This window comes from Rhizobium sp. AAP43, assembly GCF_001296045.1.
GTDB lineage: Bacteria > Pseudomonadota > Alphaproteobacteria > Rhizobiales > Rhizobiaceae > Allorhizobium.
In genome coordinates, this window is sequence record NZ_LJHS01000005.1 from 1 (window position 1) to 25,109 (window position 25,109).

The 25,109-nt window shown below is 60.7% G+C and carries 18 protein-coding genes; 6 read left to right on the forward strand and 12 right to left on the reverse strand.

The features are described from left to right. Positions 1–177: 177 nt before the first annotated feature. The 5 genes from IP76_RS03590 to IP76_RS03610 all read right to left on the reverse strand — a co-directional run bounded on the left by IP76_RS03590 (position 178) and on the right by IP76_RS03610 (position 6,020). On the reverse strand, positions 178–1,260 hold the full coding sequence (locus IP76_RS03590) for an ABC transporter permease (RefSeq protein ID WP_054156830.1): 1,083 nt from the start codon (positions 1,258–1,260) through the stop codon (positions 178–180). Positions 1,261–1,281: 21 nt separating this feature from the next. Next, complete coding sequence (locus tag IP76_RS03595) at positions 1,282–2,835, reverse strand: sugar ABC transporter ATP-binding protein (RefSeq protein ID WP_054156831.1); 1,554 nt, start codon at positions 2,833–2,835, stop codon at positions 1,282–1,284. Between the two features lie 68 nt (positions 2,836–2,903). Further along, entirely contained in the window at positions 2,904–3,827 is a 924-nt protein-coding gene (locus IP76_RS03600; protein ID WP_054156832.1) for a sugar ABC transporter substrate-binding protein, read from the reverse strand. Between the two features lie 182 nt (positions 3,828–4,009). After that, complete coding sequence (locus IP76_RS03605; protein ID WP_054156833.1) at positions 4,010–4,825, reverse strand: TIM barrel protein; 816 nt, start codon at positions 4,823–4,825, stop codon at positions 4,010–4,012. Positions 4,826–4,988: 163 nt separating this feature from the next. After that, a complete protein-coding gene (locus tag IP76_RS03610) occupies positions 4,989–6,020 on the reverse strand; it encodes a LacI family DNA-binding transcriptional regulator (protein WP_054157357.1) in 1,032 nt (343 codons plus the stop codon). Positions 6,021–6,183: 163 nt separating this feature from the next. Between IP76_RS03610 and IP76_RS03615 the strand changes: the two genes are divergently transcribed. From IP76_RS03615 to IP76_RS03630, 4 genes are read left to right on the forward strand one after another with little or no spacing between them, the layout of a single operon-like run. Then, entirely contained in the window at positions 6,184–7,275 is a 1,092-nt protein-coding gene (locus tag IP76_RS03615) for a fatty acid desaturase family protein (protein WP_054156834.1), read from the forward strand. Between the two features lie 44 nt (positions 7,276–7,319). Continuing rightward, on the forward strand, positions 7,320–7,634 hold the full coding sequence (locus tag IP76_RS03620) for a MocE family 2Fe-2S type ferredoxin (RefSeq protein ID WP_054156835.1): 315 nt from the start codon (positions 7,320–7,322) through the stop codon (positions 7,632–7,634). Position 7,635: 1 nt separating this feature from the next. Continuing rightward, positions 7,636–8,862 (forward strand): NAD(P)/FAD-dependent oxidoreductase, encoded by a 1,227-nt coding sequence (locus tag IP76_RS03625; protein ID WP_054156836.1) that lies wholly within the window; start codon positions 7,636–7,638, stop codon positions 8,860–8,862. Positions 8,863–8,887: 25 nt separating this feature from the next. Beyond that, positions 8,888–9,682, forward strand: a complete 795-nt coding sequence (locus IP76_RS03630; protein WP_054156837.1) for a 3-methyl-2-oxobutanoate hydroxymethyltransferase — start codon at positions 8,888–8,890, stop codon at positions 9,680–9,682. Positions 9,683–9,684: 2 nt separating this feature from the next. On the opposite strand, the gene IP76_RS23055 is transcribed toward IP76_RS03630, so the two are convergent. The 5 genes from IP76_RS23055 to IP76_RS03655 form a co-directional block, all read right to left on the reverse strand. Continuing rightward, the gene (locus tag IP76_RS23055) at positions 9,685–10,242 is read right to left on the reverse strand and encodes a 4'-phosphopantetheinyl transferase superfamily protein (protein ID WP_054156838.1); all 558 of its coding nucleotides are present in this window, start codon (positions 10,240–10,242) and stop codon (positions 9,685–9,687) included. A 247-nt stretch (positions 10,243–10,489) separates the two neighbouring features. Further along, on the reverse strand, positions 10,490–11,245 hold the full coding sequence (dhbA, locus tag IP76_RS03640; protein WP_054157358.1) for a 2,3-dihydro-2,3-dihydroxybenzoate dehydrogenase: 756 nt from the start codon (positions 11,243–11,245) through the stop codon (positions 10,490–10,492). A 20-nt stretch (positions 11,246–11,265) separates the two neighbouring features. After that, positions 11,266–12,135 (reverse strand): isochorismatase, encoded by an 870-nt coding sequence (locus IP76_RS03645; RefSeq protein ID WP_054156839.1) that lies wholly within the window; start codon positions 12,133–12,135, stop codon positions 11,266–11,268. A gap of 22 nt (positions 12,136–12,157) precedes the next feature. Beyond that, the gene (locus IP76_RS03650) at positions 12,158–13,810 is read right to left on the reverse strand and encodes a (2,3-dihydroxybenzoyl)adenylate synthase (RefSeq protein ID WP_054157359.1); all 1,653 of its coding nucleotides are present in this window, start codon (positions 13,808–13,810) and stop codon (positions 12,158–12,160) included. 26 nt (positions 13,811–13,836) lie between these two features. Continuing rightward, a complete protein-coding gene (locus IP76_RS03655) occupies positions 13,837–15,012 on the reverse strand; it encodes an isochorismate synthase MenF (protein ID WP_054156840.1) in 1,176 nt (391 codons plus the stop codon). Positions 15,013–15,141: 129 nt separating this feature from the next. Between IP76_RS03655 and IP76_RS03660 the strand changes: the two genes are divergently transcribed. Further along, on the forward strand, positions 15,142–19,545 hold the full coding sequence (locus IP76_RS03660; RefSeq protein WP_306765459.1) for an amino acid adenylation domain-containing protein: 4,404 nt from the start codon (positions 15,142–15,144) through the stop codon (positions 19,543–19,545). Between the two features lie 91 nt (positions 19,546–19,636). Beyond that, on the forward strand, positions 19,637–21,001 hold the full coding sequence (locus tag IP76_RS03665) for a condensation domain-containing protein (protein ID WP_082352393.1): 1,365 nt from the start codon (positions 19,637–19,639) through the stop codon (positions 20,999–21,001). Between the two features lie 78 nt (positions 21,002–21,079). Here the strand turns inward: IP76_RS03665 and IP76_RS03670 are convergent, their stop codons facing one another. Together IP76_RS03670 and IP76_RS03675 are read right to left on the reverse strand one after the other, a co-directional pair. Beyond that, positions 21,080–24,037: a condensation domain-containing protein gene (locus IP76_RS03670; RefSeq protein WP_054156842.1), complete on the reverse strand. Its 2,958-nt coding sequence runs from the start codon at positions 24,035–24,037 to the stop codon at positions 21,080–21,082. 56 nt (positions 24,038–24,093) lie between these two features. Further along, complete coding sequence (locus IP76_RS03675) at positions 24,094–24,930, reverse strand: siderophore-interacting protein (RefSeq protein WP_197278303.1); 837 nt, start codon at positions 24,928–24,930, stop codon at positions 24,094–24,096. Between the last annotated feature and the right edge of the window lie 179 nt (positions 24,931–25,109).

The following is a 25,109-nucleotide window of genomic DNA, read 5'->3' on the forward strand; positions in this document are numbered from 1 at the left end:
CCGGAGATCGCCGCGACAATGCCGCGGGTGGACTTGCAGGATACGGTCAAAACATAAGGCTTCATGGTCATCTCTCGATAGGTCCCTGACATCAACGTCATATTGTCTGGCTGCATGAAGAGGAGAGGCGACGCAGGCCCGCCGAACCTGCGTCGCCTCAGCGCCTGGGGAGGTTTGTCAGGCGCGTGATTTCTTGCGTTGGCGGTAGACGTCAATGACGACGGCCGCCACGATGATCGCGCCCTTGACGATTTCCTGATAGTAGGCGCCAACCTTGAGGAAGGTGAAGCCCGAGGTGACGACACCGAGAATGATGGTGCCGATGACCGTCCCGGTGATCCGGCCAATGCCGCCGGAAAGCGAGGTGCCCCCGATCACGGCCGCCGCGATCGCATCCAGTTCGAAGGAGATGCCCATGTTTGGCTGGCCGGACTGGGCGCGGGCGGCAAGCATGACGCCTGCAAGGCCGGACAACAGGCCAGCGACAGCATAGACCTTGATCAGGTGCTTGCCGATATCGATGCCCGAAACCCGTGCGGCCTGGCTGTTGGCACCGATCGCATAGGTGAACTTGCCGTAGCGGGTGTAAGACAAGGCAATGTGGAAGATCGTGGCGACGACAAAGAAGACGATGACCGTTCGTGGAACGGGGAAGCCCCAGAGGTCGAAACTTTGTCCGAGCCAGGCGAAGTTTTCGTTGAGCAGTGCGACCGGCTGGCCTTCGGTGTACCATTTTGCCAGGCCGCGGACGGACACCATCATGCCGAGGGTGGCGATAAAGGGCGGAATGCCAGTCTTGGCGATGAGGAGGCCATTCAGGTAACCAAGGAAGCCACCCAGCAGCAATCCGACCAGCAAGGGCCAGATCGGACTGGAATCAATGAACCAGCTGAGGCCGAAGGCGGCATATTCGGGTTGCAGGAACACGGCACGGGCGTTGAGCGATGTCTGGGCGAAGCTCGCCGCCACCATCGCGATGAAGCCAACCATGGACCCTGAGGAGAGGTCGACGCCGCCGGTGATGATCACCTGGGTCACGCCGACTGCAATAATGCCGGTGACAGCGACCTGCAGGACGATGATCGACAGACGCTGCTTGTTGGCAAGAAAGCTCTCGCCCACAAGGTACCAGCCGAGCACTTCGAAGACCAGCGCGATGCCGATCAGCACGGCGAGGATCGAGAATTCAGGGGGCAGGCGTCGAACCTTCTTCAAGCCCGTCTTGGACGTCTCGCCCAGTTCATTGATGGCATCTGACATGATTTCCTCCCGGCTGTGTCGTCAGCGCGACGCCAGCTCCATAATTTTCACTTGGTCGGCCTCGGCTCTGTCCAGGATGCCGGTGACCCTTCCTTCATGCAGCACGACGATCCGGTCGCTCATGCCGAGAACCTCCGGCATTTCAGACGAGATCATGATGATGGCCACGCCCTGGCCCGCCAGTTGCGAGATCAGTCGGTGAATCTCGGCCTTCGCGCCGACATCGATGCCGCGGGTGGGTTCGTCGAGAATGAGTATCTTCGGATTGGTCATCAGCCAGCGGCAGATCAGCACTTTCTGCTGGTTGCCACCCGACAGGTTGATGATCGGCTCGCGCATGTCCGGCGTGCGCACCCGCAGGCGTCCGGCCATGTCCGATGCTGCCTTGCGCAGCTTTTCCTGCTGAACAAAACCGAGATTGACATAGCGCTGCTGCAGCACTGCCATCTGGGCATTTTCCTGGATGTCGAGCAGCAGAAAACAGCCTGTTTCCTTGCGGTCTTCCGTAAGGAAAGCCATGCCGTGGCTCATGGCGATGGATGGCGAGGACACATTCACCTGTTTGCCGAAAAGCTCGATCGTTCCTGCGTCTGCCGGCGTCACACCAAAGATGGTTTCGGCAACATTCGAACGTCCCGAGCCGACGAGGCCTGCAAAACCGAGAATTTCGCCAGCGCGCACATCGAAGGACACGTCGTGGAAGACGCCGTTCAGCGTCAGCCCTTTTGCAGAGAGCACGACCTCGCCAATCTGCGCCGGTTCCTTGGGGAACATCTGCGTAATTTCGCGACCAACCATCATGCGGATGATGTCGTCGCGGGTGACGTCTGCGGAATTGCAGGTGGCAATGTACTTGCCGTCGCGGAAGACGGAGAACTCGTCGGCAATCTCGAAGAGTTCGTTCATCTTGTGGGTGATGTAGATGATGCCCTTACCCTCTTCGCGCAGGGCGCGAATGATGCGGAAGAGATGGTTCACTTCCTTGTCGGTCAGGGCAGAAGTCGGTTCGTCCATGATCAGGACGTCGGAATCGAAGGATACGGCTTTGGCGATCTCGACCATCTGGCGGCTGGCAACGCTGAGCGTGCCGACCTTGATCTCCGGGTCGATGTCGATGTCGAGACGGGCAAACAGGGCTTCCGTGCGACGGTTCATCTCGGCATGATCGATAAGGCCAAAACGGCCGATCGGTTCGCGCCCGATCCAGATGTTTTCCGAGACGGTCATGGGAGACATCAGGTTCAATTCCTGATGGATCATCGCAATACCATTCTGCAGGGCATCGAGCGGGTTCTTGAGGCGGATTTCGGCGCCGCGCAGGCGGAAACTGCCGCTGTCCGGCGTGTAGATCCCGGCGAGGATCTTCATCAGCGTCGACTTGCCAGCGCCATTTTCGCCCATCAGGGCATGCACCGTGCCGCGGCGAAGCTTCAACTGCACATCGTCGAGAGCGACGACGCCGGGAAACTCCTTGCGGACATCGCTGACCTCGAGCAGGTATTCGCTCTGTGGAACTGCGCCGCTCTGTCTGACGGCCAGCATGGTCTGCGGGCTGATCGCCTGTGATCGCACCATGAGTATACTCCTCCCCGGAAAGACTGGTCCGCCGTCACCTCCATGGCGGCGGACCAGATTGGCGTCGATCAGTTCTTGGTGACGAACTGGTCCATGTTTGCCGGTGTCACCAGCTGGAACGGAATCCAGACCTTGGCTTCGACTTTTTCGCCCTTGGCGAGCTTCATGGCCGCGTCCACGGCGCCGGCGCCCTGGCCGAAGGCATCCTGGAAGACGGTGACGTCGAGGTCGCCGGCCTTCATGTAGGCAAGCGCTTCCTGGGTGGCGTCGATGCCGGCGACGACCACGTCATCCATGCTCCAGCCAGCAGCCTTCATGGCGTTGATCGCACCGATGGCCATATTGTCATTGTTGGCGATGACGGCAGCCGGCTTGTGGCCTGCAGCGATCCAGTTGGTCATCAGGTCTTGTGCCTTGACCGGATCCCAAACGGCAGTCTGCTCATCAAGGATCTTCATGCCGGAGCATTCAGGCGTGGCGATCACGTCGTGGATGTCCTTGGTGCGCTGGACGGCTGCCTGGTTGGCGAGGTCGCCGACCATGACCAAGATGTCGCCCTTGCCGCCGAGGATACGGCAGACTTCCTTGGTTTCCAGCGTACCGGAATCCACTTCGTTCGATGCGACGAAAGCGCCCTTCGGGCCCAGTGCATCGACGTCGGCCGGCTGACGGTTGACATAGACGATCGGAATGCCGGCGTCATTGGCGAGCTTGGTCATCGGCGCGGTTGCCGAAGTGTCGACGGCGTTGACGATGATCGCATCGACCTTGGCTGCGATGAAGTTCTGGATCTGCGACAGCTGCTTTTGAACGTCGTCGTCTGCAATTTCAATCTGAACCGGCTGGCTCGCATCGGCTGCCGATTTTTCGATGCCCTTGCGAAGCACCGTCAGGAAGGTATCCGAATTCGCCATCGAGACGCCGATGTCGCCGGCATAGGCCGATACCGACGTCATCAGCGCGATCGTCGTGCCGAGAATAAGCTTTTTCATGTTTCTCTCCTCCACTTTGGGTGTCCGGTTCACCCGACAATTCCCGGAGCCTCATCTTTCCGGTGAGGCGATCTCGATACGCCCTTCTCCCAAAGGCGCATGGAATAAACAGACCCATATTCGAGTATGTGGAATATTTATTCCATTTTAACGGTGTGTCAACGTGATTTTCTGCGCAGCGCTTAGCCAAGCTTCTGCAGGATGAAATCGATGCTTTCACGTGCGGATGTCGCCGGATCAGCATCGCGGGCGGCATCTTCTGCGAAGGGCTCGAAGGAAAACGGTCCGGAATAGCCTGCAGCCAGAAGGCTGCGGATCTGGCCGACATTGTCGAGCCTGTCATGCTCCGTGACCATGACACGGTGCGGGTCCCGCATATCGTCGATGCTGACGCCTGCGTCGTCCACGCCGGAAATGTGCACAAGGCCGGTGATCTCCGGGAAGAGTTCCGGTTCGCCCGCAAGAACATGGTGGAACGTGTCGTGCACCAGCTTGAAGCGACCGCTGCCGGAGACGGCAGTGATTGCCTCTGCGGCCTCTTTCTTGGAGCGCAGGGAACAGATGTTGAAGCCGAGGGGCTCGACGAGGCCGATCAGTCCTGCTTGTTCGAGGATGGGTGTGAGGGCCTTCAGGGCCGTGCGCAGGTTAGCCTGGCGTTCGCCATCAGCCTGTCCGCTGCCGTCGTTGAGGGGCACGAGAACGAGCGCCTTGGCGCCGCAAGCCGCCGCATAGGCGGCGAGCTCTCTGGCTTCGGCTTCCCGTTCCGGCGTCCATTCATTGAAGCGCTGCAGGGCATTGATGGAGATGATTTCCGCGTTGGCAGTTGCGGCTTCCGCGCGAATGGCTTCGGGCGCAGTTCCGTCGAGAATGGCGTTCCCAGCAAGGTCATTGCGGATTTCGAAGTGATGGATGCCAATCGCGGCGCCGGCCTTGACCAGATCTGCGAAGGGAAGCGAAGGCGCAACCATATGGTTGAGCGCGAAGGTGGGTGCCGCCATGAATGTCTCCCAGGATGATGTCTTTCCAGGCGGAGTGTCTCCTCCCGCCTCTCGACAGAAGGTCATCAGTTTTCCGGGCCATCGTCAAAGTCGAACTGACATCATTCTCTCTCATTCATGAGAGATTTTGCAGATGTTGATGATGTGATTTTATCATTCTAGATCAGATATTTTCTGGAACGTACATTTCAAACGGCAGGAAGGTCTGGCCTGGGACCGAGGCGGGTCCATTTTCGATTGCGGCGACCATTACACGGATGAGTTCGCGGCAGAGATGCTGCAGAGGTGTGTGGATCGCGACGGTGATGATGTCGTCCGCGAGGGCTGCCCTCGAGTCGGGTGTCAGCTCATTGACGGCGACGACATATTTGCCGGCTGCGTTTTCTTCTCTCAGGGCCGAGATTGCCCCTTCCATGCCGCCGCCAGCGACGTAAAAACCTACGAGGTCGGGATGTCGCTGTATGAGATCGATTGTCGCTTCGTGGGTAATTTCACCGGTATCGAGGTTCACGAAACTATCGAGCACTTCAAATTCCGGGGCGCATTCGCGGAAGAAGGACCGGAAACCGATTTCCCGGAGTTCGTGGCCGTTGAAGCGATGGCTGCCAACGAAGATCGCCACTTTGCCGGGGCGCTTTGCTGCCTTGGTAATCATCCAGGCGGCTGTTCGGCCAGCCTTGCGGTTGTTTACCCCTACATAACCCTCGCGTACGCCTGAGGCGAAATCTGACAGAAGCGAGAAGACCGGGATATTTCTCGACTTCAGGTCTTCCACCACCGCTGTGATCGCAGGATAGTCCGGGGACACCATGGCGACTGCGTGGCATCGAGCGCCGACATCCTTCAGCTTCTCGGAACGTTCGGCTGGAGTCTGGCTGGAGGCGTACTCAATCTGTGCGATGCCTCTGATGTCGGTGAAATTTTCAACTGCGGCCTCCAGTTCGCGAGCGAAGGCCTGGTAAAAGGGTTGATCCGGCTTCTGCAGGACGAAGCCCAGGCGATATTGTGGCTGGCCTTCGAAGATGCGCTGACGCAGCAGGCTCACCGCATGAAAACCGATATCGCTGGCTGCCTGATAGACTCGTCGGGCCGTATCTTCGCGAACCTTGTGTCGCCCGTTCAATACGCGGTCCACCGTCGCAACGCTGACATTGGCCGCCCTGGCAAGATCCGCAATGGTTGGTCTCGTTCCCATGATCATTCCCTCTTTGTGAGGTTGTCTATCACAATTCTCATTATAAATGATAGGTTTTGATAGAATATATCACGGCCCTATTGAGCTCCTAAAAAAGAGTGGTCATCCTTTGCTTACCGTCAAATGGACGCGGGACCGGTTCCCGGAGGAGCAGGAGGATAGCATGGCGAGGATTGCGACAAAGCGGGACTATAGTCTGCTGGGCAAGGATGCCCAGGCGGCAGTGGCCAGCGGCTTGTCGGCGGCGGAGTGGTATCATACCGACGTACCACGCAAGCAGATGAAGGAATTGATGAAGCGGGAAGATGGCCCGGCCATTCGTGACACGGCGATCTGGCTTGGGTCGATGGTGGTCTTTGCCGGTTTCGGCATCTATTTCTGGGGCAGCCTCTGGGCGATTCCCTTCTTCCTCGCCTACGGTGTTCTTTACGGTTCTGCCTCGGATAGTCGCTGGCACGAGTGCAGTCATGGCACAGCTTTCAAGACGATGTGGATGAACGCAGTCGTCTACCAGATTGCGTGCTTCATGATCATGCGCAATCCGGTGACCTGGCGCTGGAGCCATACCCGCCACCATACAGACACCGTGATTGTCGGCCGTGATCCCGAGATTGCCGTGATGCGACCGCCGGACCTTGTCCGGCTGATCCTGAACTTCTTTGGCCTGCTCGATGCCTGGCATGCCATGGTCGACATGGTGCGCAACGCCTTCGGCGTGATCAGTGCAGAAGAAAAGACGTTCGTTCCTGAAACCGAGCAACCGAAGGCGATCCGCACCGCGCGAATCTGGCTTGCCATCTATGTCGTAACGACTGCTCTTGCCGTTGCCATGGGGTCTATTCTGCCGTTGATGCTGATTGGTCTGCCAAGGCTTTACGGGGCATGGCACCATGTGATGACCGGCCTTTTGCAGCATGGCGGCCTCGCCGACAATGTCATCGACCACCGGCTGAACAGCCGCACCGTCTACATGAACCCGATCAGCCGCTTCATCTACTGGAACATGAACTACCATGTGGAACACCACATGTTTCCGATGGTGCCCTATCATGCACTGCCGAAACTGCATGCGATGATCAAGGACGACATGCCGGCGGCAAACCCCTCGATCCTGCATGGGTATCGCGAAATGATACCGGCCTTCCTGCGCCAGCTGCGCAACGAGGACTACTTCCTCAAGCGCGATCTTCCGCCAACGGCAAAGCCCTACCGCGAAGACTTTCACAACGAAGCCATGGCGCCGGCTGCTGAATAAACCACCAGAGCGACCACATAGACAATAATGGGGAGGAGAACCCGATGAGCACCTGGATCGACGTCTGCGACAAGGACGAGATCGACGAAGAGGATGTGATCCGCTTCGATCACGATGGCAAGAGCTTTGCCATTTATCGCAGCCCGGAAGACAGTTTCCATGCGACCGATGGCCATTGCACGCATGAGCATGTGCATCTGGCCGATGGTCTGGTCATGGACGACATCATCGAGTGTCCAAAACACAATGGCCGCTTTAATTACAAGACCGGCGAAGCCAAGGGAGCGCCCGTCTGCATCAACCTGAAGACCTATCCGGTCAAAGTGGATGGCGGGCGCGTCCTGATCCAGGTTGGCTGATATGGTCGATCGAGGCATGGTGATCGTGGGCGCGGGAGAGGCCGGCGTCCGGGCGGCATTTGCGCTGCGGGAACAGGGCTATCAGGGTTCTGTCACGCTGATCGGCGAGGAGCCGCATCTGCCCTATGAACGCCCACCCTTATCGAAGGTTGGCCCAGATGCGTCATCCGGGAGCGTTCGCGCGATCGCCGCAGATGACCGTTTTGCTGAGGCCGGGATAGCCTTTCGACGCGGGCTGCGGGTTACGGCGCTGCAGCCATCGGAGCACCATTTGGCGCTCGAACGCGGGGAGTTTCTACCCTACGAGCGGCTGCTACTGGCGACAGGTGCTGCGCCGCGTCAACTCCCGGGCGTCCCTTCGAGCAAGCGCATCCACGTGCTGCGTACCGTCGAGCATGCCGAGGCGATCCGTTGCCATATGCAGCCGGGGCGGCATGTCGCCATTCTCGGCGGTGGCTTCATCGGCCTCGAACTGGCAGCGATGGGCCGCAAGCTTGGAACAGAGATAACGCTGATCGAGGTACAGCCCCGTGTCCTGATCCGCGGCGTGCCGGAAGTCCTGGCCCTCAAGCTGCAGGCGCGGCATGTGGCTGAAGGGGTGGTGCTGATCTGCGGGGTGCCCGTCGAGGGAATTCGATCGGACGAAAACGCGGTCACCATCGCTCTTGGCAACGGCCGGACTGTCGAGGCGGATGCCCTTGTCGTTGGTATCGGCGCGCAGCCGAACACGGCCCTTGCATCCGACGCCCGGCTTACCATCGAGAATGGCATTGCCGTCGATCAGCATCTGAGGACCAGTGATCCTGATATCTTCGCCGCCGGCGACTGCTGCTCGTTTCCCGTTCATGCCTATGCAGGCAGACGGGTCAGGCTCGAATCCTGGCGCAATGCGCAGGACCAGGGGGCTGTGGCGGCGGCCAACATGCTCGGACATGATGAGGTGTTCAAAAACGTGCCGTGGTTCTGGTCCGACCAATACGACCTGACCCTGCAAGTGGCCGGTCTTGCGGATGGCGCCATACAGGAGATCGTTCGACCGCTCACCGCGGAAGCCGAGATCCTCTTCCATCTCGGGGCTGACGGCCAGCTGTTGGCCGCGAGCGGACTTGGGCCTGGCGGTGCTGTGGCACGCGATATCCGGCTGGCGGAAATGCTGATCGGGAAGGGCACAAAACCGGATCCCGCAACACTTGCCGATCCCGCGACCAAATTGAAATCTCTATTGTGAGCGCTCGGCGCCGAAGGATGAACCGATGAAATCCAACCGTCCCACCGTTGCTGACATTCTGGCGCTCAAGGGCAAGCGGCAGTTGAGCATGCTGCGTGTCGTCACGCTCGACGAGGCAGACGCCGCCGACAAGGCCGGCATTGAAATGGTGTCTGTGCCACCGTCCCTTCTGGGACCTGCCTTCCGCGAGGCGGCACCCAATGTCTTTGCCGTGCCGGGCCTCGAATATGGTGATTTCGTTACGGCAGAAGAGTATCTGCGCGCTGCCTTTCAGGCGATGCGTGCCGGTGGAGACGCCGTCTATTGTGCGGCCAGCCTTGGGATCATTCGGAGGCTGCGTGACGAGGGAATTCCGGTCTGCAGCCATGTCGGACTGATCCCGTCCAAGGCCACCTGGACCGGCGGTTTCCGTGCTGTTGGCAAGACGGCGGAGAGTGCGCTGACGATCTGGAACGCAGTCAAGGCGCTGGAGGAGGCGGGTGCTTTTGCCGCTGAAATCGAGGTTGTTCCAGCTGATATTGCCGCACTGATCAGCGCCCATACCTCACTCTTCATGATCTCTATGGGGGCCGGTGCCGGCTGTGACGCGCAATATCTGTTTGCTGACGACGTGCTCGGACAGAACCGCGGACACGTTCCGCGCCATGCAAAGACCTATCGTAACTTTGCCGCCGAGTTCGATCGCCTGCAGCAGGATCGCATCGCGGCCTTTCGCGAGTTCCGCGAGGATGTCGATAGCGGGGCGTATCCGGCGTCCAGCCACAATGTCGGGGTTTCCGAGGTCGAGCTCTCCCGCTTCCGGTCCATGATCGGCGGCTGACGTCACGGTTTTGCAAGCAAGGCGAATGTGGCGAACAGCTCACCCAGTTCGGCGAGACCGACCGTAAACTCGGTCTCGCAGTGTTGTCCCGGCAAGGTGTCCGGGATGAGGGACAGACGCATGTTGCTGTGCTCGATCTCCGAGACCTGGAAAGACTGGAAGAAGGGGATGGGGCCTGTTTGCGATGACAAGGCTTTGAACAGGCTCTCCTTGGCTGAAAAGATTAAAGACAGGGTGAGCGCATCCAGTCTTGTGCCCAGGCGCTGACGTTCCTTATCGCTTGTGACCAGATCGGCAATATCGCGGGCTTCGGCATTCGACAGACATCGTTCCAGATCAATCCCGATGCCGATGAAGTGGCTCGTCTCGCCTGCAACAGCGATTGCTCTTCGACCACAGTGAGAGATCGAGCCGCAGAGCCCTCCAGGCCAGCGGGGCGAGCGATCGGGGCCGACCGGCAAATCGGCGATGTCACCCGTCAGGCGCCGGATCGCTTCGCGCGCACAGGCGCGTCCGCCGATGTATTCCGCAATCCGCCGGGGCGCCGCCCGGTCGAGCATGGCCGGTCGCGGCACGTCTGCGAAAAATGGCGAGGGATTGTCCGCTATGCTGTCAGAGAATGTGGCCGTGATGCATCTGATCGGCGATGGACCTTTTGTGTTCGCAACAATGGGGAGGTCAACGCCGGCGTGATCGCCGACCTCCCTGATCGGGAGTTGGCCAGTCCAAGGGCTCGTTTCAACACGTGGCCCAGGTGCTGGCCGCCCCCTGGCGACCGCCCCTGTCGTTATCTCCCCGGCGTTCACCTCAGGCGGCCAGCGTTGCCCCGCCATCGACGACGATGTCCTGGAGGGTGACATGGCCGGCGCGGTCGGAGGCGAGGAAAAGTACGACATCAGCAATATCGTCGGCGCTGGCGATCTTGCCGAGCGGGATGCCGAGCTTGAACTGATCCGGCTGTCCGGCGACGAGACGCGCATAGCCGCTCTTGCCGTTCATCATGCCTTCCAGCATGGCTGTGTCGGTCGAGCCCGGCGAGACGATGTTGCAGCGGACGCCAAAGGGCGCAAGCTCGAGGCCGACCGTGTGGCTGAGGCTGACAAGGGCGGCTTTTGAGGCGCAATAGGCCGCCATGCCGACACGCGGCACATGGGCCGCATTGGAGGCAATGTTGACAATCGCTCCCGCCCTTCGGCGCTGGAATGCCGGAACCCATTCGCGCATCAAAAGGAAGGCACCACGGGCATTGACCTCCATGCAGGCGTCAAAGTCCTCGCAGGAGAGCTCCTCCGTCCGCCCCAGCCGCAAGACGCCAGCGCCGTTGACCAGGACATCGATTTCCTCTGCCTCCGCCCGCAGGTCACGGCATGTGGCCGTGACGCTTGCCGGGTCGCGGATGTCAACGGCGACAAGACGGAAGGGCGGCGGGTTCTCCGGTCGCGCGAGATCGAGGCCGATCACTTCGGCGCCGGCTTCCGCAAAGCGTTCGGCGATGCGCCGGCCTATGCCGCCGGCTGCGCCGGAAACCAGTATCCGACGGCCGGAAAAGTCACCATCCTGCATGCGTTTTGCCTCTTCCTGCATCAGGCCGCGAGCCGTCGATCCTGGATCAGTGACCACCAGCCATTGAGCGTCGGTACGCGGGCCAGTTCGTCGAAGCCGACGACCACGTCAAATTGCTTGAGTTCGGCCGCAACCATCATGACCTGAAGCGAGTCGAGGCCGTAGAAGATCAGGTTCTCGTCGGGATCGATTTCAGATCCGTCCTCGACAAGTTGCAGCAGGCGGGCTTCCAGCCAGGCGCGGCTTGCGGTCTTCTTCGCCGCACCGGCCAGGCTCGCGGTATCGACTACGGCACCGCAACGGGTGGCGACATATTGCAAGGCCATGCGGTGTTCGGCCTCGGAAAAATCGGCCACGGCATCGCCGACCATGAAGGCCTGGATGTCTTTCATGAAGGCTTCGACGGCCGTCACCATGCAGCCGATATGGGCATAGACGCCGCCGATCACGAGCTGATCGCGGCCCCAGCCGCGCATCAGCTCCGCGAGGTCCGAGCGCTCGAAGGCGCTGTAGCGCCATTTGGTCAGCACCACATCGGATGGCTGCGGGGCGAGGGCTTCGATGATCTGCTGCAGCGTCGGATCGGCGACGGTGAGGCCTGGGCCCCACATATCGTTGAGCAATGCACGGTCGCCCGGCGGCTGTTCATGCGGCTGGGCGGTGTAGACCACGGGCACGCCGTTTGCGCGGGCCCAAGTCAGCAGGCGGGCGAGGTTGTCGATGAGGCTCTGCATCAGACCGCCGTCCGCCTCGTAGAAGCGGAGGAAATAGCGCTGCATATCGTGAATGAGAAGAACGGAGCGGGCGGCTTCCGGCTTCCAGGCGGTCTTGTTGGCGGGGAAGCTCTCGGGCTTCGGCATCGGATAGTCGGAGATAGCGGGAATGGCCATTTTGCACCTCTGTCGGATTGTCTCAGGTCAGTACGGGTGTGAGAGCGGGAGCCCCAGCCGTCTGGGCCAGGAGCTCGCGCAACCGCTTCTTGTCGATTTTGCCGACGGCCGTCAGGGGCATGGCTTCGATGAAGCGCACCCGGTCGGGCAGTTTGTATTCGGCAACGCCGAGGCGCATCAGATGCTGGCGGAGTGCCGGCGCCTTCAGGCTCGGGTTATGGGAGACGACGAAAGCGCAGCTCTTTTCACCGAGCAGATCATCCGGCATGGCAACCAATGCTGCATGCGTGACGTCAGCATGGGTGAGCAGCAGGTCCTCGACTTCTTCTGCGGCCACCTTTTCACCACCGCGATTGATCTGGTCCTTCACCCGGCCGACGACCTTCAGGTAACCGTCTGCCGTACGCTGCACGACATCACCGGATGAGTAGAAACCGTTGCGGTCGAAGACGCGGGCATTGTGCTCGGGGCTTTGGTAGTAGCCGCGAAACGTGTAGGGGCCGCGCGTGGCAAGCAGGCCCGGTTCGCCCTCGGGCACAGGTCTCCCGTCCTCGTCGAGGATGAGAACCTCGTCGTCCGGACTGATCGGCCGGCCCTGGGTGGTGAAGATGCGCTCATCCGGATCGTCAAGGCGGGTGTAGTTGACGAGGCCTTCAGCCATGCCGAAAACCTGCTGCAAACCGCAGCCGAGAACCTCCGGCACCTGGCGGGCCAGGGTCTCGGCAAAACTTGCGCCGCCCACCTGGACAAGTTTCAGAGAGGCGAGTGCTGTGCGGTGCGGCGGTGCCGCCTGTAGCCACAAGGCAACGGCGGGTGGAACAAGCGCGACCATATCGACGGCATGGCGCTCGATCAGGGCGAAGCAAGCAAGCGGCTCCGGGTTGGGCGCCATCACCACGGTTCCGCCGGCATGAAAGACACCAAGCGCGCCTGGCGAGCTCATCGGGTAATTATGCGCGGCTGGCAGGGCGCAGAGGTAGCGCGTGTCTGGGGTTAGCTTGCAGATCTCCGCGCTGGCCCGAACGGAATAGTCATAGTCGTTATGGGTGCGCGGGATCAGTTTCGGAGTGCCGGTGCTGCCACCGGATAGCTGGAAGAAGGCCACGTCCCCCGGTGGCGTTGGCTCGAATTCGACAGATTGGCCGTCGTCCGACTGCATCCAGTGTGCCAGATCCGTTTCAGGCGAGGGCTCATCCAGCAAAAGGACCGTGTCGAGGTTCGGCGACAAGGTCTTCAGTTCATCGAGAAAGTGATCGTCGGCGAAGAGTTCGTGTCGCCGCGATGCGACCAGCAGGCGCGGGGCAATCTGGCGGGCATAGGCCGACATTTCCAGCCGACGATGGCTGTAAAGAGCGTTGACCGGAGCGACCCCGATCTTCAGCAGGGCGAAATAGACGATATAGAACTCGGCAAGGTTCGGCAGTTGCACGAGAGCCGTGTCGCCGTGCCCAAGGCCTGTTAGGGCAAACTTTGCTGCAAGGCTTGTCGAAAGCCGGTCGAGCTGTGCGTAGGTGACACTGCGGTCGCCGCAGATCACAGCCACCGCATCGGGGCGCTGGCTGGCCTGTTCTTCCACGATCCGCGACAGAGGCCTGTCGATCCAATAGCCGCGCTCGCGGTAGCGCGCAGCGACGTCCTCTGGCCATGGCGTGAATTCTATTCTGGTATTTTTCATAGGCTTGTTTCCGACGATCTCGATCATCATGCCTCGACGCCGCAGGCAGCCAGCATGGTGCCGAGTTTGGTCTGCACCTCTGCCCACTCGGAATCGGGCTGCGAAGCCTCGACGATGCCTGCGCCAGCAAACAGCTGGACGGTATTGCCCTTCACCGTGCCGCAGCGGATCGTCACGACCCATTCGCCGTTGCCCTCGGCGTCGCACCAGCCGACCATTCCGGTGAAAAGCCCACGGTCGAAGGGCTCGACGAAGCGGATCAGTCGGTGGGCCCGCTCGGTCGGGAAGCCGCAGACGGCCGGTGTGGGATGTATCAGGCAGGCGAGTTGCAGGGCGTTCATCGAGGGGTCGGCGACGCGGCCTTCCATTCGGGTCGACAGGTGCCAGAGGGCTGCCGTGTTGATCAGCGACGGGCGCGAAGGCACGGACAGTTCGGCGCAGCAGGGTTCAAGTCTCGCCCGGATATCGTCGACCACCAGCCGGTGCTCATAATGATCCTTTTCCGAGGCCTCCAGCTTTTCAGCATTGGCGCGGTCTGCTTCAGGATCGGTCAGACGTTTGGCGGAGCCGGCAAGCGGGTTCGAGACGATCCTGTCGCCTTCCTTGCGCATCAGAAGCTCGGGGCTCACGCCAACCAGTTCGCCGCCATCGGGCGTCGCGATGCGGAACTGGTAGCCTTCGCGGTTGCGGGCCCTCAGATTGGCCAGAAGCAGGTCGACATCGATGTCGGTCGAAAACTTCAGTTCCCGCATGACAGACAGCACCACTTTGCGCACGTCGCTGTGGCGGAAATTGACGATGGCATGCTCGACGGCACGCTTGAACCCGGCCTCATCCGGAAGGCTTCGCTGTGCCGTCAGAACGGGGGAGCCGGTGGGAAAATGGGGCGTCGTGGCGTCGCGTGAGTGCCATTCATGGTTGTCTGTCACGTAGAGGCAAGAGGGTTCGCTAACGTCGAATGGGATCGCACCGATGACGATCGGATTTGCCCGTCCACTGCGATGGGCCCGCTCGAAAGCCTCTGTCAACGCCCGCTGCAAGGGGCTGTCGACCAAGTGCCCACCCCGTGCTGGAACCGAAATCTGTTCGCGAATTCCGTGCGCGCGCAGCTCCCTGTTTCCCGAGGTGAATATAAATTTCTTCGTTAAATCAACTGATAAGGCCGATTCGGCGTGGTTCGTCCTGAGTGCGCCGGCTCTCATGCAGCACCTCCTATGCTGGTGGTTGACGATCGCTTATACTTGAGTATGTTGATCATGTTTTGTCAACCGCTGTGAGTTCAGATGCGTGAATTAACATCGATGCAGGCGGCCAGTTGGGTCGGACGAGGGATGCCCGGAATACTCGGTGGAGTTGTTCCGCACCTCTATGTCGAGTTCGATGGCAGCGCCCTTGATCCCGGCCGTCTGGCCCTGGCGATCAAGCGCCTTGGCGGATTGCACCCGATGTTGCGTCTCCGCGTCGATGCGGATGGCCGCCAGTCGATTGCGCCCGAAGCAGCTGAAATCACATTCGAAGTCGAAGACCTTTCCGACTGGAAAGAGCCCATGCTCGCTGCCCATCTGGAGGCCAAGCGCGACAGCTGGACGCATCACCGCCTCAACCTTGAGGCGGGGCAGTCGTCTGCTTTCGGACTCAGCCTCCTGCCGGAAGGAGCGAGACGGCTGCATGTCGATACCGACATGGTGGCAATCGATCCCGCAAGCTTCCGCATCGTGATGGAAGATCTGGCGCGGCTGTATGCCGATCCTGAAAAGCCTGATCTCGCTGACCGACCGCATTTTTTCGACTGGCTCGATGCCGTGCAGGCCGATCGTGATCTGAAACAAAAGCGGGAAACGGACCGTCTGTGGTGGAAGGACAGGCTGGCAAGTATTCCACCTGCGCCGCACCTTCCGCTCACGCCTATGCCGCCTAACGGCAACGCAAAGAGTACGCGGATCGCGGCCCATTTTTCGTCCGCAGAAAGGCAAGCGCTTGAGCAGTGCGCGCGCCGTCTTCGTGTGACGTCGTCCAGTCTTTTCCTCGCCTTGTTCGCGCATGCGCTGGGGCGTGCCACCGCAAGCGAGCGTTTCCGTCTGTCCGTGCCGAGTTTCCTACGCTGGCCGGTGATCGCGGGCGTCGAGGGCATTGTCGGAGACTTTTCGAACATTCTTGTCCTTCGGGTGGAGATCCGTGCCGACGACAGTCTGACGACTCTGGCCAAACGGCTCGGTGACGAAATGATCGATCTCCTTGGCCATAGCGCCTATCCGGGTGTCAGCGTCATGCGTGACCTCTCGCGCCTTGATGGAACGGTGCAGGCCTCGCCGGTCGTCTTCACATCCGGGCTCGACCTGCCCGGTGGCGATCTCTTTTCCGAGCGGGTGTCGCAGATCTTTGGCGCGATGAACTGGGCCGTTTCGCAGGGTCCGAACGTTGCGCTAGATGCGCAGGTCGCGACTGTGGATGGCGGCCTTTTGATCAATTGGGACATCCGCCGCGATGCCCTGGCGGAAGACTGGATCGGCGGACTGTTCAACGATTTTGTCGATCTTGTCCGGCGCGTGGCGAGGCAGCCTGCCACTGTCGACCTGCCTTTATCGGAACTCGGGCTTATAGGACGCGAGCCGTGTTCCCAAGCTTTCCATTCTTTGAAAGGACAGGACATGGAACGTCGCTTAAATGCGCTGCAGCAGGCTTATCTCCTGGGGCGCAGCGACCATGTTCCGCTTGGCGGCGTGCCGATGCAGGAGTTTCGGGAATATCGTGGCGCGGTGGATCTCGACGCTCTTGTGCTTCGTCTCGCGGCGCTCGTTCGCCAGCACGCATGCTTGCGGACACATATCGATGAGATGCGATTGATCGAGACGATCTCTGAGGATGAGGTGGTCAATTTCGAGCTGATTGATCTGACGGACCGATCAGCCGAAGACGCGCTGCACCATATCGGAAAACTGCGCGAGGCCTTTGCCCATAACCACTTTGATCTACACCGCTCACCTTGGGAGGTGGTCGCCTTCCGCCTGCCCGAAGGTTCGGGGGGTGGAGCTGGCGAAGCGATCATTTTTATCCGCTTCGATGCCCTGATCGTTGATGGCAGGGCGATTGCCTCTCTGGCAAACGAGATCTTTGGTGTGGCTACTGCCGAAGGGGGCAAGATGTCTCGCGAAACGGATACGCCGAGTGCGCCCGCTGAGAAGCGCAGTGCCGATGCGGAGTATTGGGCGGCGAAGCTCTCCAGCAATGCCGGACCACCGGAGCTGCCATGGCTGAAACCATTGGAGACGATCAAGGCATCCTCCTATCGCCGCGAGAGCCTGACGATCGCGCGTGACCGTTTCGCCCGCTTGAGCCGCATCGGCGCGCGGCAACGGCTGTTCAAGAACAGCATGCTGACTTCTTTGATCCTGGAGGTCCTGTCTCATTGGGAGGCGAACAGCACCCTTTGCGTTGGAATTCCCGTAGCTCCGCCAAGCACCGGTGGCTTCCGGAATGGATCCAGCTTCATTGCCGTCAATTGGGATCGGCGATCCGGTTCTTTTGCCGCACGATGCGAGCGCCTGCAGGCTGATGTGCTCGAAGGGCTGGATCATCTCTCGTATTCCGGGGTTGATCTGAGCCGGATGCTGATGACGAACAATCCTGGCAGTGTGGCGCTGCCGGTTGTCATCACCAACGGGTTGTCCTGGCCTGTTCTGCCGCCCGACCACCCGGTCCAGCTGGTCAGTGGACTGACGCAGACGCCGCAGGTGGCGATGGACATCCGCTTCTCGCTGGACCCTGTCGGCAATCTCCGTATCGATATCGATTATGCCCGGGAGGCACTGGGCGAGGAGATTGTGCGTGACATTCTGGAGGCGATCGGCCGGGCCGTCGAAGCGCTGGTTGCACTGGACCGGCTGGACCTCCCGGCGCAGGATTTCCTGCGCCTCGATCACTATCACCGCAACAGCACGGAGAGCGATGCCAATACGCTTCCGTTTCTTCAGCGCATCGCATCTCACCTGTTCGATGGAGAGAATGGTAAAACGGCGTTGATTTGCGGTACCCGCCGGTTGACCTACTCGGAACTCGGCCGTGAGGTTGCACGCGCAATGGAAGGTCTCAAGATACGCGGCGTGACGCGTGGGAGTGTCGTTGCAATCGCCCTCGGGCGCAGTTTCGAGCATACGGCGGTGACCTTGGCCGCAGCTTTTCTCGGAGCGATCTGGGTGCCGATCGACGCTGGCTCGCCGGACGACCGGCTCCGTTACCTTCTGACGAATTGCCGGCCGGATCTCATTGTTGCGACCGCAGTGCCCGAGGGCTTTTCGGCGGTATCGCCGAGGGAGCTTCTGGGTGGCGACGCGCCGGTCAATGCGCAAACACTCGCCCTGCCTCTGGATGAACTGTCTCTTAGCGACGATCCTGCCTATTATCTCTACACGTCCGGCACGACGGGAAAACCGAAATGCGTGGTGCTGGCCAACCGGGCGACGGCCAATGTCATCGGCAGCACACTTTCAAATTGGGCTGTTACCGACCGGGATGTGTTCATATCGGTTACCCCCTTGCATCACGACATGTCCGTCTTCGATGTCTTTGGCTGCCTGACGGCAGGTGCGACGCTGGTGCTGCCGGCACCCGGCGAGGAGAAGGATGCGATCCGCTGGAACCAGCTGGTTGCCGAGCATGGTGTAACGCTCTGGTGCTCGGTGCCGGCGATCCTGGAAATGCTGTTGTCATGCCGGCGCGGCGACGAATTGCGGTCCCTGCGTCTGGTCGCGCAAGGGGGGGACTATATCAAGCCGGTGGTGATTGCCGACCTTCGCAAACTTAACCCGGCGCTCAGCCTGATTTCGCTTGGCGGGCCGACCGAAACCACCATCTGGAGTATCTGGCACGAGATTGTGCCAGAGGACACCGATCTCATTCCCTACGGCTATCCGCTGCCGGGAAATCGCTATTTTCTGCTGGATGAGACGGGCGGGCATTGCCCGACCGGCGTTGTCGGCCGGATTCACACGGCGGGTACGAATGTTGCCATCGGCTATCTGGAAGATGGCGTGATCAGTCAGACCGATTTCGTCACCGTGCGGGATGAGACAGGGGCCGAGGTTCGCGCCTTCCGCACGGGTGACCGAGGTCGCTTCCGCCCTGATGGCGAAATCCTGTTTGCAAGCCGGGTCAATGGCTATGTGAAGGTGCGGGGTGTCCGCGTCTCGCTTCCGGATATTGAAAACGAGCTGGCCCGCCACCCCGATTTCCGCCGCGTGCTGGTGGTCGATTACGGCCATGAGCAACGGGGAGACGCGGCGATTGGCGTTCTCTATGTTGCCGCCCCCGGTGCCGTGATCGCTGGTTCCGAACTGCGCGCCTTTGCCCGGCGGCACCTGCCGGAATCGCATATTCCGACGCGTTTTCTAGCTGTCGATGACCTGCCGCTTTCGGCCAATGGCAAGCCTGATCGGCGGCGGGCGCGTGCGTTGCTGGATGGATCGCCCGCATCGTCGGAGGTGCCTCCTGCCCGGTCCGTGCAAGACCCGAAGGAGGCGCGGGTGCTTGATATCTATCTCGGCGTGCTTGGCAATCCGCCGGGTCGGCAAGTGGATGCCAAGACCGATTTTCTGTCGCTGGGTCTCAAGCCCTCGCATCTGATGGCCATTTCGACCCGGATTAAAAGCGAGATCGGCGTTGAGCTAACGCTTCCGCAACTTGTCCGCTGCCGCAATGCCGGAGAGGTCCAGGCCCTGTTTCCGGTTGCGGCAGGCTAATCCTGCCTTGCCACCCGTTCGGTTTGCCGAACCCAGGGTCCGGCGCTGGCCGGGCGCCCATCGCTGATGACAGTCCATGAGGAGATCCTTCGTGTCGCATATCCAAGCTGCCGGCCAATGGATGCCGTTGACCCTGCCGCAACTCGATTTCTGGGAGGAGTTTCTCTTCCATCCCGATGAGCCCGTCTCGACCGTTGCCCACTGCATCGTGCTTAAGGGCACGCTCGATCATGCGGCCATGTCAGCTGCGATTTCGCGCACCGTTGCCGAGGCTGAAGTCCTGTGGGTGCGTTTCCGTGATGGAGGCAAGAGCGACGCGCCAGAGCAGTTCTGCGATCCGGCATGCCGCCCGCCGGTCGAGATCTTCGATTTCAGTAATCGGGAAGACCCTATGGCCGAGGCGCGACGGCTGATGGAGGCGGATGTGAAAGCGCCGCTCGATCTGAGAGTTGACAGGCTATCCGCGCAATTTCTGATCCGCCTCTCCGAAGATCATCATCTTTGGTATATCCGCGCCCACCACATCATCGTCGATGGGTTCGGACTGTCACTGGTCGAACATCGCTGCGCTCAGCTTTACCGGCACTTTCGCGATGGAGAGGATGCCGGGCCACCCTTCCATTCGCTGGCGAGTTTTATCGCAGAGGAAGAGGCTTACCGGCAGAGCCACCGTCATGCGGCCGATCGCGCCTTCTGGCAGGCCTATCTCGAAGGGGCTGCGGATCTGCCGGTGATCTACAAGGGTGACGAAAGCTATGGTGCGAGCACATTCGAGGGGGTTTCCGATCTCGATGACACCCTGCCGGATCAGCTTCGGCAAACGGCCATGGAACTTGGGATCGGCTGGCCGGATCTGCTGGTGCTGACGGCCGGGCTCTATTTTCACGAGACGCTGCCGCGTCAAAAGACGGCAGACGGCGAGGTCCTGACGCTGTGGCTTCCCTTCATGAGCCGCTGGGGCAGCGTGGGCGCGCATATGCCGGGCATGCTGGTCAACATTCTTCCCTTCTTTGTGCGGCTGGAGCGAGGCGAGACGGTTTCGGCCTATCTCAAAAGGTCTGCCGCGATCTTGCGCAAGCAGCGGATGCATGGCCGCTACCGCATCGAGCAGATCGCTACGGACCGGGAAATGCCCGAGGGAAGCCGCTTTTATTTTTCGCCGCTCATCAATGTCTTGCCTTTCAGCGCGCCGGCCTTCCCAGATCTCCAGGTCTCCCGGCATATTCTCGCGAATGGTCCCGGTGAAGGCTACAGCCTGACGTTCCGCGGGGCCGATGATGGCAGCGACCTGACATTGCGGCTGGACGCCGATTCAGCCGTGCTCGACGGTTCCGAATTCGAGCGCCACAAGAACGCCTTGCCACATCTGCTGCGGCTTGCCCTGTCGCCGGCCGGGCTTGCCGCTGATGCTCGTGCATTGGTTTCCCAGGTTCAAGCCGAATTTACGGGCGCTTGACGCTCAGCTATTGGCGGACACGAAAAAAGGCCGGCTTCGCATGCGAAGCCGGCCTTTTCTAATGGGTTGGAATAGGGGTCAGGCCGTGGCCAGAAGCGCTGAAACCGGAAGTGTCGCTGTGGCTTTCGTTGCGAAGCAGGCAAACATGTCGCGGGTCGTCGTGCGAATGTTTTCGACTTGCTCGGGGCCATAATGGTCGGCGCGGTAACTCATTAGCACGCGGATCGACCTTTCGCCGCCGATCATCTCCTCCATCACCTCGAAATGCAGTCCAAGCAGGGACTCGTGACGCTCTGGATCGACCTGGCGGAACTCGATCGTACGTCCGTCTGCCGATTGCAGCACGCCATTCAACTTGTTCTTGGCATGGATCTGGATGAACACCTCGAAGAGATGATCGCGGCCGGGCGTCATGCCGAGTGCTTCCTCGATCAGGTCGATCGGGATCTCCGAATGAGGCAGGGAGCCGTTCACGGTGTTCTTGATCATGGTGATCAGGTCGCCAGCTGTCGTTGATGGATCGAAGCGCAAGCGGTGGGCGACGACGGTGGTGAAGTAACCGACCGTATCGAAATACGCCTGGTCGATCCGCCCGGACGCGGAGGTGCCGACGACGAGATCCTTGACGCCGCCGAGCCGGAAGAGGGACGCGGCAATGGCCGCATAGGCAACGTTGAACAGCGAGGCGCTCATATCCCTTGCCGTCGCGTAAAGGCCCTCGGTCACGGTCCTGTCGAGCTTGAATTCCACCCAGCCGCCGGCGGCGGAGGAGGGGCCTGCCTCTGCATCGGCAGTCTGCTTACCGTCCGAGCCAAGTACCGGCAGACTCGTCGGCGCGTCGCGTAGCATGTCGGTCCAGTAGGCAAGATGCTCGGCGTTGACGCCAGCTTGGTGCTGCTTGCGGGCAAATTCGTGGAACGGCGCGGGTTGCGTTGCCCATTGCGGGACCTGGCCTGCGCTTCGGGCCCGATAGGCGTCGACGAGTTCGTCCATCATCAGGTTCACCGACCATTCGTCGAGCACGATGTGATGGAAGAGGAAGGACAGTGTCTGTCGGCCGCATTCTGGATCTTTCAGGAAGCGAAGCCGGATTGGAAGCTCGCGGGCCAGGTCGAAGTGGTGTCCGGCTTCTGCATTGCGCTCGACGCCGATGCTTTCGTCGCTGGTCCAGAACCACCTGTAGTCCGGGATGTCATACATCGGCACCACTTCCTGGAATACGGTGTCGCCGTCCGGGTGGAAGAGGGTGCGCAGGCCTGGATGACGCTCGAGGATGTCGAGGAAGGCGCATTCGAAGACCCGCTCGTCGACCGGATCGAGAAAGTCGAGTGCAAAGGGTATGTTGAAGATTTCGTTGAAGCCGAATGCGGCATAGGCCTTCCACAGCGACATCTGGGCCAGAGACAGGGGCGCCCGGCGGCTGTCAGTCGAGTCCGTCTGGGTCTCGGGTAGCCCGTGGTTTGCTGCATCGACCCGGCGGGCATGCAAAGCCAGTGATGCAGCTGTCGGGTGACTGAACAGGTCGTTGAAATGCACCTCGATCCCATGGTTGCCAAGAAGGCGACCGATGATGCGAGTGGCAATGAGAGAGTGCCCCCCTTGATCGAAGAAGTCATCCGTTGCGCTCATATCCGGCATGCCCAGCGCTTCTCGGAAGGCAGCGAGGATCAAGGCCTCGATCGTCTGAGCTTCGTTCTTCGCGGGGTCATTGGGTTTGGCTGGCGCATTAGACGGTGCTGTTGCCAAAGGTGTTGCCATCATCGAGATCGCCGACTGGCCATCCAGCAAGGCCGGATCGTTAAGGGCAATGACGAAGCGTTCCAGGAGAAACGCGCCTGCATTTGACGACAGGGCCTGGCCCGTCGTCAGTTCCAGGAGGAGGTTGCCGTCAGGCAGCGTTGTAATGCCGAGCCCGAGATCGGGAAGCGCGATCAATGTCGGCAGCGGCAGGCGATGAAGCGTCACGTCAGGCACGGCGAAGAAAGGGTTGGGGTCGCTGAGCCAGGTGACCGAAACGCGAGGGCCAGGGGACGCCGAATGGGGTGTCTGGGCTTCACCCGAGAGAATGGCGTCCTGCGCCTCCGTCAGCGGTCGATTGGTGTGGATCGGGATCACGGTAGACGTTGCGGCAGTGCAGCCAAGGCCGGGCTCGCCGAGGCTCGCTTCCGGATCGCGCGAAAGTTCCAGGTCTATCTCGGGATGGCCACCCAGTAGGGCAACGAAGCGAGCAAAGGCTGGACCAAGTGCTGCCAGAAGGCGCATCGGTTCTGTCTCGGTGGCGACGGGCCCAGTAAGGCGCTTACGCGGCAGGACGGCGCTGTATCGGCGAGCAATTGGGCCCGCCGCTTCAGCTGATGCATCGTCATGCATGCTGGAGACCACGACATCGGTGATATCGGCGCGGCGCAGCCAGGCGATGGGCGATCCTTCGGACGGATGGTCCGCCCCTGTCGCCTTCGGCGCTGGCAATTCTGGTAGGGGCCGGCGGGCATAGGCTGCGCCTAGGCCCCGCAGGATGGTCTCCGGCGGGCACAGCGCCTCGATCAGCCTATGCGTGAGGAGCACCAGCAAGGTTTCTGCGCTGCACAGGATCAGGAGCAGCTTGAACGGGGCATCACGTTCCGGATCAAAGGCCTTGGCCTGAAGGGCGAGCGCCTGGCGAGCTGCGTCGGCGAGCGTATCGGCTCTGAGGATTTCTATGGCATCGAATCCTTTCGATACATTCAGGCGGAGCAGCTGGCCGCTGTCTTCAAACCGATAGCGGCTATCGAGCGGTGACCAGCGGCGTGCCAGTTCTCGTGCGGACTCGGCCAGTCCCACAATGTCGACATTCCCCGCGATCCTGTAGGCGATCAGGTGTCGGAAAATACCGTCTGGATCCTGCATCTGCTGAAGCCAGACATGTTCCTCGTGATCCGATGGCACTGTCATGCGAGGAGGCAAGGATGCAAGATTTGCAGGTGTTACTCCTTCCGTGCCGCTCAGGTTCTGTTGATCATGGGCATGCGACATCGCACGCTGTGCTTCTGCGGACATGTCGGGTTCCTCCTTCAGTCGATTGTATTCTTATGGAGCCGGCCGAGGTGGGCCGCTCAATCGTCAAAATGGTCGTGGACGCCGGCATCTCCGCGCCGCCAGTAGCCTGAAGCGCGCAACCACTTCGGATTGGCGCCGCGTTCCGTCACAAGGAATGAGCGCAAGGCCTTGGCCGTCGAGGATTCGCAGCCGATCCAACCGAAAAAATCACCCGATGGCAGTGCGGTCCGGGTGAGCGCTTCGAGCAATGGGCCTGTCTGGTTGGGATCGCTGCCGTGACGGTGGACCCAGACGATCGATGCGTCGCTTGCTGTCTGAAGCGGGATCACGTCGTCCTGTCCCTCGACTTCGATCAAAGCGAGTGCGCGCGTTCCGGCCGGAAGTTCCTCAAGACGCCGGGCCAGCGCCGGAAGACCCGTCTCGTCGGCGATCAGCAGGTGCCAGTCAAATGTGAGTGGAACAACGAATGATCCACGCGGACCGGCAACCCAGGCGGACTGGCCAGGCTTCGCAGCCCTCGCCCAATTGCTGGCCGGGCCGTCGTGGTGGATGGCAAAGTCGATCGCCAACTCGCCTGTCTCAGGATCAAAGCTGCGTGGCGTGTAGTCGCGGCCGAGGAGAGGGGGGCCATCTTCCGGCATTTCCAGCCCGTTTGGTCCCACAGTCGGAAGACGCGGTTTGGCCTCCCCCGGAGCAGCAAAGAACATTTTCACATGATCGTCGAAACCGAGGCTGGAAAAGCCTGAGAGCTCCGGCCCGGCCATAATGACACGCACCAGGGCGTGGCTGAGCTGCTCTACACGCGCCACTTTCAGGTGGCGCAGGCGCACGGTGTGCCGGTGTCTTTTCGGTGTTCTGTCGGCCAGCGACATGGCAAGGGCATTTGTGGTCATGCGGTCCATCTTTCGACGATCAACGATAAGGGTGGCCTGGTCACGATATCTGGGTCCATTCAGGGTTGCCGTGACGGATCGGGCGAAACCCTAGCAGGCGATTTTCGCTTGCGCAATAAACTTGTATCTAATAGTCATGTTTTGTGATTGCGACGCTGGATCGGACTATCGAGATCCAT